This window comes from Rhodopseudomonas sp. BR0M22 (assembly GCF_010907035.1).
Classification (GTDB): domain Bacteria; phylum Pseudomonadota; class Alphaproteobacteria; order Rhizobiales; family Xanthobacteraceae; genus Rhodopseudomonas.
Genome location: NZ_QUMK01000020.1, coordinates 16,908 through 33,237 on the forward strand (window position 1 = coordinate 16,908; position 16,330 = coordinate 33,237).

A 16,330-nucleotide genomic window follows, 5' to 3' on the forward strand; every position below is an offset into this window, starting at 1 on the left:
CGTTCCGTCGCGACGCGAGCATTTCGTCGCAACTTGATGTGAGTTGTAGTTGCTAATTCGTCGCAGTTAGGTTCGCTCCCTGATTTCAGGGAGGCGCGCCGATGGCGGCGTTTACACTTTCCATCAACGGACAGGCGCACGCGGTCGACGTCGATCCCGACACGCCGCTGCTGTGGGCGATCCGCGACGGCGCCGGACTGACCGGCACCAAATACGGTTGCGGCGTCGCGCAATGCGGCGCCTGCACCGTGCACATCGATGGTCAGAGCACACGCTCGTGCTCGTTGCCGGTGTCGGCGGTGGGGGATCGCAAGATCACCACGATCGAGGGGCTGAGCAGCAAGGAAGGCCGCGCGGTGCAGGCCGCCTGGGCGGCGATCGACGTGCCGCAATGCGGCTACTGCCAGTCCGGCCAGGTGATGAGCGCCACCGCTCTGCTGGAGCAGAACAAGGCTCCCACCGACCGCGACGTCGACCTGGCGATGAACGGCAACATCTGCCGCTGCGCCACCTATGTCCGCATTCGCGCCGCGATCCATCAAGCCGCGAAATCGCTGGAGGGCTGAGCATGACCATGCACGATCGCAGCCTTTCCCGTCGCAGCGTTCTCAAAGCCGGCGCGGGCCTCGTGATCGGCGCCTACGTCGCCGCGCGCACGCCGGCCTTCGCCCAGAACCAACCGGCGCCGCAGCAGGTCAACATCGCGCCCAACACTTTCCTGATCATCAAGCCGGACTCCACCGTGACCGTGCTGTGCAAGCACATCGAGATGGGGCAGGGGCCGCTCACCGGGATGGCGACGCTGGTCGCCGAAGAGCTCGACGCCGATTGGGCGCAGATGCGCGCCGAACATGCACCATCGAATCCGGTGCTGTACAAGAACCTGCTGTTCGGCTTGCAGGGCACCGGCGGCTCCAGCGCGATCGCCAATTCCTACGATCAGATGCGGAAAGTCGGTGCTGCGGCCCGCGAAATGCTGGTCGCCGCCGCCGCCGAAAGCTGGGACGTGCCGGCCGGCGAGATCACGGTCGAAAGCGGGATCATGCGCCATCGCTCCGGCAAACAGGGGCGGTTCGGCGAGTTCGCCGACAAGGCGATGCAGATGGCGGTGCCGTCGGATCCGAAGCTGAAGGATCCATCCGAGTTCAAGCTGATCGGCAAGGAAGGGGCGGTCAAGCGTCTCGACAGCGTCGAGAAATCAAACGGCTCGGCAGTGTTCACGCTCGATATCAACGAGCCGGAGATGTTGACCGTGCTGGTCGCGCGGTCGCCGCGGTTCGGCGGCAAGGTCGCATCGTTCGATGCGAGTGCGGCCAGGAAGGTGCCGGGCGTCGTCGACGTCAAGCAGGTGCCGACCGGCGTCGCGGTTTATGCCACCGGCTTCTGGCCGGCCAAGCAGGGCCGCGACAAGCTGAAGATCAGCTGGGACGACTCCGCCGCTGAGACCCGCAGCACCGCCGACATCCTCGGCGAGTTCCGGGAGCTGTCGACCAAGGCCGGCCGTGTCGTCAAGGCGAAGGGCGATTTCGACGCCGCGGCCGCCGATGGCGGCCAGCTCGTCGAGGCCGAGTTCGTGTTTCCGTATCTGGCGCATGCACCAATGGAGCCGCTCAACAGTTTCATTCACTGGCAGGGCGAGACCGCTTCGGCGCGCTACGGCTGCCAGTTTCCGACCCCCGATCACGGGGTGATCGCCGAGGTGCTCGGCATCGGCGTCGACAAGATCAAACTGCAGACCATTCTGGCCGGCGGCAGCTTCGGCCGCCGCGCTCAGCAATCGGCGCAGGTCGCTCGCGAGCTTGCCGAGGTCGCCAAGGCGTTCGGGCCGGGCCGGCCGATCAAGCTGGTGTGGACCCGCGAGGACGACATGCGCGGCGGGTTCTATCGGCCGTTCGGCCTGCACCGCATGCGGGGCGTGGTGAAGGACGGCAAGATCGCTGCCTGGAGCGACACCATCGTCGGCCAGTCGATCATGAAGGGATCGGCGTTCGAGGCGATGATGAAAGACGGTCTCGACCCCACGCTGGTCGAGGGCTCGAACGAGTTGCCCTACGAGATCGCCAATTTCAAATGCGAGGCGCATCAGGTCGAGATCGGCGTTCCGGTGTTGTGGTGGCGCTCGGTCGGCCACACCCACACCGGCTATGCGGTCGAGGCGTTCGTCGATCAGTTGCTCGAAGCCGCCGGCCAGGACCCGGTCGAGGGACGGCTGGCGATGATGGACAAGCATCCGCGTCACGCCGGCGTGCTGCGGGCGGTGGCCGAGAAGGCCGACTGGAAGGGCGCCAAGCTGGAGACCGGCCGCGCCCGTGGCGTTGCGGTGGTCGAGAGCTTCAACACGTTCGTGGCGCAGATCGTCGAGATGTCGGTCGGCGACAGCGGTCCCAAGGTGCACAAGGTGTGGGTCGCGGTGGACTGCGGGGTGGCTGTCAATCCGGACATCATCCGCGCCCAGATGGAGGGCGGTGTCGGCTTCGCGCTCGGCCACATCCTCTATGCCGAGCAGCCGATCGACGCCGGTCGCCCGGTCGCCGGTAATTTCGACACCTACCGGTCGCTGCGGATCGACGAAATGCCGGAAATCGACGTCACCATCGTTCAGTCCACCGAGAAACCCACCGGAGTCGGCGAGCCCGGCGTGCCGCCGCTCGGGCCGGCGGTGGCCAACGCGATGGCCCGGCTCGGCCTCGGCCGGCCGCGGCAATTGCCGATCGTGCCGGGAGCGGCCGCATGAGCCGGGTTCGTCAGGCGGTCCTGGCTGGCTTTGCTGGGGTGTTGGTCGCGAGCCTGGTCGCGGTCGCCGGACCATTGCTGCCGGGGGAAGCCGATGCCGCCAGCCGCGCGGCCGATTCCACCCAGCTTCGGCCGGTCTCGGACTTCGCCAAGATCCGCGACAAGCAGAAGCGGGCGATCGCGCTGTTCGAGGAGGCCGGCAAGGTCATCACCTCGCCGCGTTGCATGAACTGCCATCCGGCCGGCGACCGGCCGACCCAGACCGACGCGATGCGGCCGCATCAGCCGCTGGTGGTGCGCGGCGAGCACGGCCTCGGCCCGCCTAGCGGACTGGCTTGCACCACCTGCCACCACCAGGCGAATTTCGATCCGGCCGGCGTGCCGGGCAATCCGAAATGGGCGTTGGCGCCGCTCGAGATGGCGTGGCAGGGCAAGACGCTGGGCCAGATCTGCGTTCAGATCAAAGACCGAACCCGCAACGGCGACAAGGACATGGCCGCACTGGTGCATCATATGGCTGAGGATGAGCTGGTCGGTTGGGGCTGGCATCCGGGCGAGGGCCGTACCCCGGCGCCGGGAACTCAGAAGCAGTTCGGTGCGCTGATCAAGGCGTGGGCGGAAGCCGGCGCTGCCTGCCCGAAGGGGTGACGGAGTCGCGCCGGCATTTGACCTCGAAGGCTTGCGCAGGCCGAGCCGATCCGGCAGGATTCCCGAAGTCGCTGTCGCTGAGCGCGCCCCGTGCTGGGCGCGCTATGCCAAAATCGTGCCGATTGGCCAAGTTTGCTCTTGGCAAGCGCATTAAGACTCGCTAAACACCCCGCTCCGGACGTGCCGGCTGTGGCTGGCGCGCCCGTGCGCGCATTCCAATGACCTGATCGATAGGAGACTGTTCCTTCAACTCATCCATCCGGATCGCTGAAGGACGCAGAACACTGTCGCTCGATCGGAATGCGAGCAGGGATCGAAAGGTCGATGGGCCGGCTTGCCGGACTGTCTTCCAGACGATCTCGGTCCTGTCCGAGACTGCAGGCGCCGAAGCGGAAGCGATCGTTTCCTCAGAGGCTTAATCATACAGCCTGCATAGACGGGTGAAGACCGGATTTTGTGTCCCGACGCTGCGTGCGGCGGGATGCGGATAGGGTTCGAACCTCGACACCCCGTTCGGGCGACGGCGTCAGCCGGAGTCGGTTCGGGAGGGCAGGCAATTCACGATCGTCTCGCCCTACGTGTCCTTGGAGGCTTGTGCCTCGGGGTCGGGTTGGAGCGGGACGGTGGGTGCAACCCGGTGGTCCTGCTCGTAGGGACCGCCAACCGGAGAGAGCTTGCTGTGGAAAGAGCGGCAAAAAAAGAGGCGGTCGAATCGCTGAATGGTCTGTTCCAGACCACCAGCGTCGCGATCGTCGCTCACTATTCCGGCCTCACCGTTGCCCAGATGCAGAAGCTGCGTCAGCAGATGAAGCAGGCGGGCGCCTCGGTGAAGGTTTCGAAGAACCGTCTCGCCAAAATTGCTCTTGAAGGCACCGACGTCGCAGCCATCGGCTCCCTGCTGAAGGGGCCGACTGTGATCGCTACATCCAGCGATCCGGTCGCGGCGCCGAAAGTTGCCGTCGAATTCGCCAAGGCGAACGAGAAGTTCGTCATTCTCGGCGGTTCGATGGGCACAACCGTCCTGAACGTCGATGGTGTGAAGGCTCTGGCCTCGCTGCCGTCGCTCGATGAACTGCGCGCCAAGCTGGTCGGCCTCGTCCAGGCCCCGGCGACCAAGATCGCGCAGGTCACCACTGCTCCGGCTGCCAAGCTGGCCCGCGTGGTTCAGGCCTATGCCTCCAAAAGCGAAGCGGCCTGACGCTTCACTCCCAATCAACCCTGGTTCGAACTGATACCCGTAAGGAACTGATTCAATGGCTGATCTGCAGAAGATTGTTGACGACCTGTCGAGCCTCACCGTGCTCGAAGCCGCTGAGCTCGCCAAGATGCTCGAAGAGAAGTGGGGCGTCTCGGCCGCTGCGGCCGTCGCGGTTGCCGCTGCTCCGGGCGCCGGTGGCGCCGCCGCTCCGGCGGAAGAGAAGACCGACTTCACCGTTGTCCTGGCCTCGGCCGGCGACAAGAAGATCGAGGTGATCAAGGAAGTCCGCGCCATCACCGGCCTGGGCCTCAAGGAAGCCAAGGATCTGGTCGAAGGCGCTCCGAAGCCGCTCAAGGAAGGCGTCAACAAGGAAGAAGCCGACAAGATCAAGGCCCAGCTCGAGAAGGCTGGCGCGAAGGTCGAACTCAAGTAAGTCGATCGGTTTGGCCGGGCCCGGGTTTCCCGGGTCCGGCATGGTCGCGGTTCGGACCATTGGTCCGGGCGGCAACGGTGAGGCGGGCTGCGGTGTGCCCGGGCGAGCCGTCACAGGAATGTGTGGAAAGGCGGGGGTGCAACCCCTCGAATCTCCACATTGCCGTCCCATATTGGTGCGGCAGCACGAAAGCGCAGGCGCGATGGGCGTGGTAACGTGTCCGCGCAGCCTTTAGGAGAATCGGCAATTTCGGGCTTTTTCGGTCTGTGACGACGAGGTTTTCGACGGGCGGGTGCGGCAGCGCCCCGCGCGTCATTTTGCGTTCGGAATTAGTGCCGAGCCGACTTAGGATTTAGTTCCTGAAATCTGGCTCCTGAATTTCGGATGTTCGGTATTCAACCCGGGGGCGAGGCGGCTCGCGCTCCGGAAGGTTCGCCCAACCGGGCGACGAAACGAGAGGCCACGATGGCGCAGCAGACGTTCACCGGTCGCAAACGCGTTCGCAAGTTCTTCGGTCACATCCGGGAAGTCGCGGAGATGCCGAACCTCATCGAGGTTCAGAAGGCGTCCTACGACCAGTTCCTGATGGTCGCCGAACCTCCCGGAGGACGCCCAGACGAGGGTCTGCAGGCGGTGTTCCGGTCGGTCTTCCCGATCTCGGACTTCTCCAACGCCTCGATGCTCGAATTCGTTCGCTACGAATTCGAGCCGCCGAAGTACGACGTTGACGAGTGCCGCCAGCGCGGCATGACCTATGCTGCGCCGCTGAAGGTGACGCTGCGCCTGATCGTGTTCGATATCGACGAGGAAACCGGCGCCCGCTCCGTGAAGGACATCAAGGAGCAGGATGTCTACATGGGCGACATCCCGCTGATGACGATGAACGGCACGTTCATCGTCAACGGCACCGAGCGCGTCATCGTCTCGCAGATGCACCGGTCGCCGGGCGTGTTCTTCGACCACGACAAGGGCAAGACCCACTCGTCGGGCAAGCTGCTGTTCGCCGCCCGCATCATCCCGTATCGCGGCTCCTGGCTCGACATCGAGTTCGACGCCAAGGACATCGTCTATGCGCGTATCGACCGTCGCCGCAAGCTGCCGGTGACGTCGCTGATGTTCGCCCTCGGCCTCGACGGCGAAGAGATCCTGTCGACCTTCTACAACAAGATCCTCTACAAGCGGACCAAGGAAGGCTGGCGCGTTCCGTTCGACGTCAACCGGTTCCGCGGCTACTCGACCGTCAACGACCTGATCGACGCCGACACCGGCAAGGTCGTGCTCGAAGCCGGCAAGAAGCTGACCGTGCGCGCCGCCCGCCAGCTCCAGGAGAAGGGGCTCAAGGCGCTGCGGATGTCCGACGAGGAACTCGTCGGCAACTATCTGGCCGAGGACCTGGTCAACCCGAAGACGGGCGAGATCTATGCGGAAGCCGGTGAGGAGATCACCGACAAGACGCTGAAGATGCTCAACGAAGAGGGCTACAAGGAGCTCCCGCTGCTCGACATCGACCACGTCAATGTCGGCCCCTACATCCGCAACACGCTGAACGCCGACAAGAACATGACGCGTGAAGACGCGCTGTTCGACATCTACCGGGTGATGCGTCCGGGCGAGCCGCCGACGCTGGAATCCGCCCAGAACATGTTCCAGTCGCTGTTCTTCGACGCCGAGCGCTACGACCTGTCTGCGGTCGGCCGCGTCAAGATGAACATGCGCCTCGACCTCGATGCGCCGGACACCCATCGCACGCTGCGCAAGGAAGACATTCTGTCGGTGATCAAGACCCTGGTCGGCCTGCGGGACGGCAAGGGCGAGATCGACGACATCGACCACCTCGGCAACCGCCGGGTGCGTTCGGTCGGCGAATTGATGGAGAACCAGTACCGCATCGGCCTGCTCCGCATGGAGCGCGCCATCAAGGAGCGGATGAGCTCGGTCGACATCGACACCGTGATGCCGCAGGACCTGATCAACGCCAAGCCGGCGGCGGCGGCGGTGCGCGAGTTCTTCGGTTCGTCGCAGCTCTCGCAGTTCATGGACCAGACCAACCCGCTGTCGGAGATCACCCACAAGCGGCGCCTGTCGGCGCTCGGCCCGGGCGGTCTGACCCGCGAGCGCGCCGGCTTCGAAGTCCGCGACGTGCATCCGACCCACTACGGCCGGATCTGCCCGATCGAGACGCCGGAAGGTCCGAACATCGGTCTGATCAACTCGCTGGCGACGTTCGCCCGCGTCAACAAATACGGCTTCGTCGAGACTCCGTACCGTAAGGTCAAGGAAGGCTGCGTCACCGACGAGGTGGTGTATCTGTCGGCGATGGAAGAGGGCCGCTACGCGGTGGCGCAGGCCAATGTGGCGCTCGACGCCAAGGGCCGCTTCACCGACGATCTGGTGGTTTGCCGCGCCGGCGGCACCCGCGACGTCGTGCCGATGCCGGCCGATCAGGTCGACTACATGGACGTGTCGCCGAAGCAGCTGGTTTCGGTCGCCGCGGCGCTGATCCCGTTCCTCGAGAACGACGACGCCAACCGCGCGCTGATGGGCTCGAACATGCAGCGCCAGGCGGTGCCGCTGGTTCGCGCCGAGGCGCCGTTCGTCGGCACCGGCATGGAAGGCGTGGTCGCCCGTGACTCGGGCGCGGCGATCGCCGCGCGCCGCACCGGCATCATCGACCAGATCGACGCCACCCGCGTCGTGATCCGCGCCACCGAAGATCTCGATCCGACCAAGTCGGGCGTCGATATCTACCGGCTGATGAAGTACCAGCGCTCGAACCAGTCGACCTGCATCAACCAGCGTCCGCTGGTGAAGGTCGGCGACCACGTCAAGAAGGGCGACATCATCGCCGACGGTCCGTCGACCGATCTCGGTGAGCTCGCGCTCGGCCGCAACGTGCTCGTCGCGTTCATGCCGTGGAACGGCTACAACTTCGAAGACTCGATCCTGCTCTCCGAGCGGATCGTGAAGGAAGACGTCTTCACTTCGATCCACATCGAAGAGTTCGAAGTGATGGCCCGCGACACCAAGCTGGGTCCTGAGGAAATCACGCGTGACATTCCGAACGTGTCGGAAGAAGCGCTGAAGAACCTCGACGAAGCCGGCATCGTCTACATCGGCGCCGAAGTCCGCGCCGGCGACATCCTGGTCGGCAAGATCACGCCGAAGGGCGAAAGCCCGATGACGCCGGAAGAAAAGCTGCTGCGCGCGATCTTCGGTGAAAAGGCCTCGGACGTTCGCGACACCAGCTTGCGGGTGCCGCCGGGCGTGCAGGGCACCATCGTCGAAGTCCGCGTGTTCAACCGTCACGGCGTCGACAAGGACGAGCGTGCGCTGGCGATCGAGCGGGAAGAGATCGAACGCCTCGCCAAGGACCGCGACGACGAGCAGGCGATTCTCGACCGTAACGTCTACGGCCGTCTCGCCGACCTGCTCGACGGCCGTCAGGGCATCGCCGGTCCGAAGGGCTTCAAGAAGGACACCAAGATCACCCGCGCGGTGCTCGAGGAGTACCCGAAGTCGCAGTGGTGGCTGTTCGCCGCGCCTAACGACAAGCTGATGGCCGAAATCGAGGCCATGCGAAAGCAGTACGACGAGTCGAAGAAGGGCCTCGAACAGCGCTTCCTCGACAAGGTCGAGAAGCTGCAGCGCGGCGACGAACTGCCGCCCGGCGTGATGAAGATGGTCAAGGTCTTCGTCGCGGTGAAGCGCAAGATCCAGCCGGGCGACAAGATGGCCGGCCGCCACGGCAACAAGGGCGTGGTCTCGAAGATCGTGCCGATCGAGGACATGCCGTTCCTGGAGGACGGCACTCACGCCGACATCGTGCTTAACCCGCTCGGCGTGCCGAGCCGCATGAACGTCGGTCAGATCCTCGAGACGCATCTCGGCTGGGCGTGCGCCGGTCTCGGCAAGCGCATCGGCGAGACGATCGACACCTATTACCAGAGCCAGGATCTCGCGCCGCTGCGCGAGACCCTGCGCAAGATCTACGGCGAGGACGAGACCATCAAGTCGCTCGACGATGGTGAGCTGCTCGAACTCGGCCGCAATCTCAGCCACGGCGTGCCGATTGCGACCCCGGTGTTCGACGGCGCCAAAGAGACCGACATCGAAGAGATGCTGAAGCTCGCGGGCTTCGACGCTTCGGGTCAGTCGACCGTGTACGACGGCCGCACCGGCGATCAGTTCGATCGTCGCGTCACCGTCGGCTACATCTACATGCTGAAGCTGCATCACCTCGTGGACGACAAGATCCACGCCCGGTCGATCGGTCCGTACTCGCTCGTCACCCAGCAGCCGCTGGGCGGTAAGGCGCAGTTCGGCGGCCAGCGCTTCGGCGAAATGGAGGTGTGGGCGCTCGAGGCTTACGGCGCGGCCTACACGCTGCAGGAAATGCTCACGGTGAAGTCGGACGACGTCGCCGGCCGCACCAAGGTGTACGAGGCGATCGTGCGCGGCGACGACACGTTCGAAGCCGGTATTCCGGAGTCGTTCAACGTGCTCGTCAAGGAAATGCGCTCGCTCGGCCTCAACGTCGACCTGCACAACTCCAAGCTGGCGGCGCCGCCTCCGGCCGAGGCTGCCGAGTAACTCAATGCGTGAAGCCCGGCGGCGTGCGCTTTGCGCCGGCCGCCGGGTGTCCCCGCCGCGCCGGCGTCACGCGCGCGACGGGGAGGGCCTCTGGAATTCCGATTTTGCGGCCGGTGACGACCGGCACGCGAGGAGATGGCGATGAACCAGGAAATTATGAATCTTTTCAATCCGACGACGCCGGCTCAGGTCTTCGACCAGATCCGGATCTCGATCGCGTCGCCGGAGAAGATTCTGTCGTGGTCTTACGGCGAGATCAAGAAGCCGGAGACGATCAACTACCGTACCTTCAAGCCCGAGCGCGACGGCTTGTTCTGCGCCCGCATCTTCGGGCCGATCAAGGACTACGAGTGCTTGTGCGGCAAGTACAAGCGGATGAAGTACAAGGGCATCATCTGCGAGAAGTGCTCGGTCGAAGTGACTCTGTCGCGCGTCCGTCGCGAGCGCATGGGCCACATCGAGCTGGCCGCGCCGGTCGCGCACATCTGGTTCCTCAAGTCCTTGCCGTCGCGCATCGGACAGTTGCTCGACATGACGCTGAAGGACCTCGAGCGCATCCTGTACTTCGAATACTACGTGGTGCTGGAGCCGGGCCTCACCGACCTCAAGGAGCGTCAGCTCCTGTCGGAGGAGGAGTACCTGCGCGCCCAGGATCAGTACGGCCAGGATTCGTTCACCGCGATGATCGGCGCCGAGGCGATCCGTGAGCTGCTGAAGGGCCTCGAACTCGAAAAGATCGACGCGCAGCTCCGCGCCGAGATGGCCGAGACCGATAGCGACATCAAGCACAAGAAGCTTGCCAAGCGGCTGAAGATCGTCGAAGCGTTCCGCTATTCCGGCAACAAGCCGGAGTGGATGATCCTGACGGTCGTGCCGGTGATCCCGCCGGATCTGCGCCCGCTGGTGCCGCTCGACGGCGGCCGGTTCGCGACCTCGGATCTCAACGACCTGTACCGCCGCGTCATCAACCGTAACAACCGCTTGAAGCGGCTGATGGAGCTGCGCGCGCCGGACATCATCATCCGCAACGAAAAGCGCATGCTGCAGGAAGCTGTGGACGCGCTGTTCGACAACGGCCGCCGCGGCCGCGTCATCACCGGCGCCAACAAGCGTCCGCTGAAGTCGCTCGCCGACATGCTGAAGGGCAAGCAGGGCCGGTTCCGTCAGAACCTGCTCGGCAAGCGCGTCGACTATTCGGGCCGTTCGGTGATCGTGGTCGGTCCCGAACTCAAGCTGCATCAGTGCGGCCTGCCGAAGAAGATGGCGCTCGAACTGTTCAAGCCGTTCATCTATTCGCGGCTCGACGCCAAGGGGCTGTCGACCACCGTCAAGCAGGCCAAGAAGCTGGTCGAGAAGGAGCGGCCGGAGGTTTGGGACATCCTCGACGAGGTGATCCGCGAACATCCGGTGCTGTTGAACCGCGCCCCGACGCTGCATCGCCTCGGCATTCAGGCGTTCGAGCCGGTGCTGATCGAAGGCAAGGCGATCCAGCTTCACCCGCTGGTGTGCTCGGCGTTCAACGCCGACTTCGACGGCGACCAGATGGCCGTGCACGTTCCGCTGTCGCTCGAAGCGCAGCTGGAAGCGCGCGTGCTGATGATGTCGACCAACAACATCCTGCATCCGGCGAACGGCCAGCCGATCATCGTGCCGTCGCAGGACATCGTGCTCGGCCTGTACTACCTGTCGATCCTGCGGGAAGGCTTGCCGGGCGAGGGCAAGGTGTTCGCCGACCTCGCCGAGCTCGAGCACGCGCTGTACTCGAAGGTCATCCACCTCCACACCAAGATCAAGTATCGCTGGCACTGGGTGGGTGAGGACGGCAAGGAAACCGTTCGCCTGATCGAGACCACGCCGGGCCGCATCCTGCTCGGCCAGGTCCTGCCGAAGTCGCCGAAGCTGCCGTTCGACGTCATCAACAAGCTGATGACCAAGCGCGAGATCTCCGGCGTCATCGACCAGGTCTATCGCCACTGCGGTCAGAAGGAGACGGTGATCTTCTGCGACCGGATCATGGCGCTCGGCTTCTTCAACGCGTTCAAGGCCGGCATCTCGTTCGGCAAGGACGACATGGTCGTGCCGGGTTCGAAGTGGAAGATCGTCGATACGACCCGGACGCTGGCGAAGGACTTCGAGCAGCAATACAACGACGGTCTGATCACTCACGGCGAGAAGTACAACAAGGTGGTCGACGCCTGGTCGAAGGCCACCGAAGAGATCGCCAAGGAGATGATGAAGGAGATCTCCGCGGTTCGGAAGGCGAAGGACGGCTCCGAACAGCAGGTCAACTCGATCTACATGATGGCCCACTCCGGTGCGCGTGGTTCGCCCGCGCAGATGCGTCAGCTCGCCGGTATGCGCGGCCTGATGGCCAAGCCGTCGGGTGAGATCATCGAGACGCCGATCATCTCCAACTTCAAGGAAGGTCTGTCGGTTCTCGAGTACTTCAACTCGACCCACGGCGCCCGTAAGGGTCTGGCCGACACCGCGCTGAAGACCGCGAACTCGGGTTATCTGACCCGGCGTCTGGTCGACGTGGCGCAGGACTGCATCATCACGCAGGCCGACTGCGGCACCTCGCTCGGCATCAAGATGCGGGCGATCGTCGACGCCGGCACCGTGGTCGCTTCGCTGGGCAGCCGTATCCTCGGCCGCACCGCGGGCGAGGACGTGCGCGACCCGGCCACCAACGAGATCATCGTCAAGCGCGGTGATCTGATGGAGGAGCGGGACGTCGAGGCGATCCATCAGGCCGGCGTGCAGGAAGTGAAGATCCGCTCGGCGCTGACCTGCGAGCTGGTCAACGGCATCTGCGGCAAGTGCTACGGGCGCGATCTCGCTCGCGGCACCCCGGTCAACCACGGCGAAGCGGTCGGCGTGATCGCGGCGCAGTCGATCGGCGAGCCGGGCACCCAGCTCACGATGCGCACCTTCCACATCGGCGGTGCGGCGCAGATCAACGAGCAGTCGGTGATCGAGTCGAACTTCGACGGCAAGATCGTGATCAAGAACCGCGCCATCGCCCGCAACGGCGAAGGCCACAATGTTGCAATGGTCCGCAACATGGTGATCGCGATCGTCGATCCGGACGGCACCGAGCGTGCGACCCATCGTATCCAGTACGGCGCGCGCGTGCACGTCGACGAGGGCGATATGGTCAAGCGCGGTCAGCGCATCGCCGAGTGGGACCCGTACACCCGGCCGATCTTGACCGAGGTCGAGGGCGAGATCGGGTTCGAGGATCTGATCGAGGATCAGTCGATCTCCGAAACGCTCGACGAGTCGACCGGTATCGCCAAGCGTATCGTCATCGACTGGCGCTCGACCCGCGGCGGCGCGGACCTGCGTCCGGCGATCGTGATCAAGGGCAAGGACGGCAAGGTGCTGAAGCTGGCGCGCGGCGGTGACGCCCGTTACATGCTGTCGGTCGACGCCATTCTGTCGGTCGACGTCGGCGCCCAGGTCAAGCCCGGCGACATCCTCGCGCGTATCTCGACCGAGAGCGCCAAGACCCGCGACATCACCGGCGGTCTGCCGCGGGTGGCGGAGCTGTTCGAGGCACGGCGGCCGAAGGATGCGGCGATCATCGCCGAGATCGCCGGCACCATCCGGTTCGGTCGCGACTACAAGAACAAACGCCGGCTCTCGATCGAGCCGCTCGACAAGAACGAAGAGGCGCGCGAGTACCTGATCCCGAAGGGCAAGCACATCCACTTGCAGGACGGCGACGTCGTCGAAAAGGGCGACTTCATCGTCGAGGGCAATCCGGCACCGCACGACATCCTGGCGATCAAGGGCATCGAGGAACTCGCGGCCTATCTCGTCAACGAAATCCAGGAGGTCTATCGACTCCAGGGCGTGTTGATCAACGACAAGCACATCGAGGTGATCGTTCGCCAGATGCTGCAGAAGATCGAGATCACCGACCAGGGCGAGACCGACATGATCTCGGGCGAGCAGGTCGACAAGATCGAGTTCAACGCGCTCAACGCCAAGGCGGTCGAGGAGGGCAAGAAGCCGGCAACCGGCAATCCTGTGCTGCTCGGCATCACCAAGGCGTCGCTGCAGACCCGCTCGTTCTTCTCGGCGGCGTCGTTCCAGGAGACCACCCGGGTGCTCACCGAAGCCGCGGTCAACGGCAAGGTGGATCCGCTGGAAGGCCTGAAGGAGAACGTCATCGTCGGCCGGCTGATCCCGGCAGGCACCGGCGCCTCGATGGCCAAGATCCGCGAAGTGGCGATGAAGCGCGACCGGCTGATCCTCGACGAGCGCGAGAAGCAGGCGGCGATCGTTCCGGCTGCCGCGCCGGAAGCCGAACCGCTGTCGCTGCCGCCGGCGGAATAACCGCTGCGGAGTACTCGTAAAATCGAAAGGCCGGGAGCGATCCCGGCCTTTCTTGCGTTTGGAGGCTCCTCGGCCGGCGCGCGACGGCGCGAGGGCGTCGAGGGCTTCAAGTTCCGATTCCATCCGCCGGGAAACTACTCTAGGTTTCAGAATACAGTTTATTCGCGATACTCTCGGTGATTGCCCGGAGCCCAGGCGTTGGACCTTCTGCAGTACATCGACGGGATTTACGAAGCCGCTGTCGTTCCGGAGAAGTGGCCGGACGTACTTGGATCGTTGTCGCAGGAGGTTTCGGGTGACGGCGGTGTGTTGTTCACCTTCGCGCGGAAAGACATGTCATGGACGACCTCGTCCGGCATCCGCGACCTCTTCCTTGAGTTTCTCAACGATGGCTGGGCCGCGATCAATCCGCGGCCGGTCCGGCTGTCGGCAGGCAATCATCCCGGATTTGTCCGCGACAGTGATGTCTTCACGGCTGAGGAGTTAGCCAACGATCCGGTTTACGCGTTCTATCGGCGCAAAGGCATTGGTTGGGCCGTCGGCACGATGCTCGATACGCCGTCCGGTGACTCGATCGTCTTTTCGTTCGAGCGCGCCTACAGCAAAGGGCCGGTGCCGACCGAAGTCGTGCAGGCGTTCGACCGGATCCGTCCGCATCTTGCGCGCGGCGCGCTGCTGGCAGCGCGGCTCGGGTTGGAGCAGGCCAGATCGATGGCCAATACCCTTCTTGCGCTGGGCCTCCCCGGGGGCGTGCTCGATCGCCGTGGCCGGCTGGTTGCCAGCAATGCCCTGTTGGATGCGCTGGTCCCGAGCACAATGCAGGATCGACGAGATCGGTTGATGCTGTCCGATCCGCTCGCGGACCGGCTGCTCGAAGGGGCCTTGAGCTATCGCGGCCTGCCAGGAGCTGGCAGCCGTTCGATCCCCATTGCCGCGGCGATCGGCCGGCCGGCGATGATCGTGCATTTGTTGCCCATCCATGGCGTCGCCAATGATGTGTTTTCGGTGGGCCGATCGTTGGTGGTCGTGACTCCCGTGGATCGCTCCGCGGTCCCCAATGCGGAAGTCATTCAGGGGCTGTTCGACCTCACGCCGGCCGAGGCCCGGGTCGCCCGGAGCATCGGAGAGGCGCGTTCGGTCGAGGACATCGCGGCTGCCCAAGGCATCTCCCGCGAAACCGTCCGCGCCCAGTTGAAGGCGGTGCTGGCGAAAACCGGGCTATCGCGCCAGCAGGAGCTCGTGAGCTTGCTGGCCGGCCGGCATCTGCCGTGGGCGTGACGACGACGAAGTCCGCCAGGGCGGGCGGACGGGCGATGTAACCCAAACGGGTGATGCAGATGTACCGCTACCGTCGCAAGCTGCGTTTCGACGCAGAAGCGCGAAAATCCGCATGAGAACCTCAGACGTTGTCGCCGATTTGTGGGTCCGGGCGCATGCCCCCAACCCGAGGCTCCAGTTCCTGAGCGATCGCTGGCCGCAACCGGCGATGGTCACGACGGACAGTTCGATCCGTGTCGTTAGGTCGGAGCTCGAATTGCAGGACGTCGGCCGTCTCCGCAATGACGTACGGGCAGCCCGCGCCGGACAGCCGCATGCCGGCGGCGAGGTCGGCGACCGGACGGTGGTCGATGAAATCGATCGTTGCAGTCTGGTTTTCGTTGCCGAACATCAGGGCCGAGAACTCGCAACCGTCAGGCTGTCGCGCGCCATCGACGCGCTCGGCGATTCCCACCTCGCGCCCCTGATCGAAGCCGTGCAGCCGGCGGACCTTGCCGTCACCGTCGTCGTGTCCCGGTTCGCCGTGATTCCCGAGCGCCAGGCCCGTGCCCTGGCGCTCCCGATGTTCTTTCAGGCCTATCGCAGTATGCATTTGGTCGGCGCGCGCTGCGCCTTGATGACGATTCATGCCACGATGGTCGAGGTGTTCGCGCAGTTCGGCTGGAAACAGACCGGCGAGGTGGTCCATGACCCGTTCGCCGGCGAGATGCAGATCCTGCGTCACGATCTGCTGGATATGACCCTGTTGCGCGCAGCCGACTCGCCGCTGGCCAGCATCGCCAGCGATTTCTTCCGGCACGAGGGCCGCGCCGCGACGCCGCGCTGATGCGACTGAGCCTCGCAAGCAGCCGTCTCGACGTCAGGCTTTTTCGTTTCGGAACAGCGTTTTACCTCCGGATCGAGGCGCTGTTCATCTTTCCTTCAGGTGCAAAGGCCCTTCCTATAGGTTGAATCCACGGTTCGGAACCGGGACGCGCGTTTCGACGTCAAAATCAGCCTCAAGCCATTGAAGCCACGCTGGTTTTCTCAGAGAATCACGGCCCGGACGGGAGCCGCGGGGCGAACCGGCACGCGTGGCGGATGCCGCGGCGATGTTTCTGAAAGAA

General features: G+C 64.5%; 9 protein-coding genes. All 9 read left to right on the forward strand.

Annotated features, from left to right (window positions below):
• The first annotated feature begins 101 nt into the window (after window positions 1-101).
• The 9 genes from DY468_RS08640 to DY468_RS08680 all read left to right on the forward strand — a co-directional run bounded on the left by DY468_RS08640 (window position 102) and on the right by DY468_RS08680 (window position 16,050).
• Entirely contained in the window at window positions 102-566 is a 465-nt protein-coding gene (locus tag DY468_RS08640) for a (2Fe-2S)-binding protein (protein WP_164604274.1), read from the forward strand.
• A 2-nt stretch (window positions 567-568) separates the two neighbouring features.
• Window positions 569-2,734: a xanthine dehydrogenase family protein molybdopterin-binding subunit gene (locus DY468_RS08645; RefSeq protein ID WP_164604275.1), complete on the forward strand. Its 2,166-nt coding sequence runs from the start codon at window positions 569-571 to the stop codon at window positions 2,732-2,734.
• Window positions 2,731-3,381, forward strand: a complete 651-nt coding sequence (locus DY468_RS08650) for an Isoquinoline 1-oxidoreductase subunit (RefSeq protein WP_164604278.1) — start codon at window positions 2,731-2,733, stop codon at window positions 3,379-3,381. Before DY468_RS08645 ends, DY468_RS08650 begins: the two co-directional genes overlap by 4 nt.
• A gap of 679 nt (window positions 3,382-4,060) precedes the next feature.
• The gene (rplJ, locus tag DY468_RS08655; protein WP_107345092.1) at window positions 4,061-4,579 is read left to right on the forward strand and encodes a 50S ribosomal protein L10; all 519 of its coding nucleotides are present in this window, start codon (window positions 4,061-4,063) and stop codon (window positions 4,577-4,579) included.
• Window positions 4,580-4,634: 55 nt separating this feature from the next.
• The gene (gene rplL, locus DY468_RS08660) at window positions 4,635-5,012 is read left to right on the forward strand and encodes a 50S ribosomal protein L7/L12 (protein WP_107345091.1); all 378 of its coding nucleotides are present in this window, start codon (window positions 4,635-4,637) and stop codon (window positions 5,010-5,012) included.
• Between the two features lie 465 nt (window positions 5,013-5,477).
• Window positions 5,478-9,602: a DNA-directed RNA polymerase subunit beta gene (gene rpoB, locus DY468_RS08665; RefSeq protein ID WP_164604280.1), complete on the forward strand. Its 4,125-nt coding sequence runs from the start codon at window positions 5,478-5,480 to the stop codon at window positions 9,600-9,602.
• Between the two features lie 141 nt (window positions 9,603-9,743).
• The gene (gene rpoC, locus DY468_RS08670) at window positions 9,744-13,946 is read left to right on the forward strand and encodes a DNA-directed RNA polymerase subunit beta' (RefSeq protein ID WP_164604282.1); all 4,203 of its coding nucleotides are present in this window, start codon (window positions 9,744-9,746) and stop codon (window positions 13,944-13,946) included.
• A 198-nt stretch (window positions 13,947-14,144) separates the two neighbouring features.
• Window positions 14,145-15,224, forward strand: coding sequence for a helix-turn-helix transcriptional regulator (locus DY468_RS08675; RefSeq protein WP_164604284.1), 1,080 nt, complete (start codon window positions 14,145-14,147; stop codon window positions 15,222-15,224).
• 256 nt (window positions 15,225-15,480) lie between these two features.
• Complete coding sequence (locus DY468_RS08680) at window positions 15,481-16,050, forward strand: N-acyl amino acid synthase FeeM domain-containing protein (RefSeq protein WP_164604286.1); 570 nt, start codon at window positions 15,481-15,483, stop codon at window positions 16,048-16,050.
• The last annotated feature ends 280 nt before the right edge of the window (window positions 16,051-16,330 follow it).

Excerpts from the sequence above, each read along its gene's own strand:
- DY468_RS08640 (WP_164604274.1), top strand. The coding sequence starts at position 102 with ATGGCGGCGTTTACACTTTCCATCAACGGACAGGCGCACGCGGTCGAC.
- DY468_RS08645 (WP_164604275.1), top strand. The coding sequence starts at position 569 with ATGACCATGCACGATCGCAGCCTTTCCCGTCGCAGCGTTCTCAAAGCC.
- DY468_RS08650 (WP_164604278.1), top strand. The coding sequence starts at position 2,731 with ATGAGCCGGGTTCGTCAGGCGGTCCTGGCTGGCTTTGCTGGGGTGTTG.
- rplL (WP_107345091.1), top strand. The coding sequence starts at position 4,635 with ATGGCTGATCTGCAGAAGATTGTTGACGACCTGTCGAGCCTCACCGTG.
- rpoB (WP_164604280.1), top strand. The coding sequence starts at position 5,478 with ATGGCGCAGCAGACGTTCACCGGTCGCAAACGCGTTCGCAAGTTCTTC.
- rpoC (WP_164604282.1), top strand. The coding sequence starts at position 9,744 with ATGAACCAGGAAATTATGAATCTTTTCAATCCGACGACGCCGGCTCAG.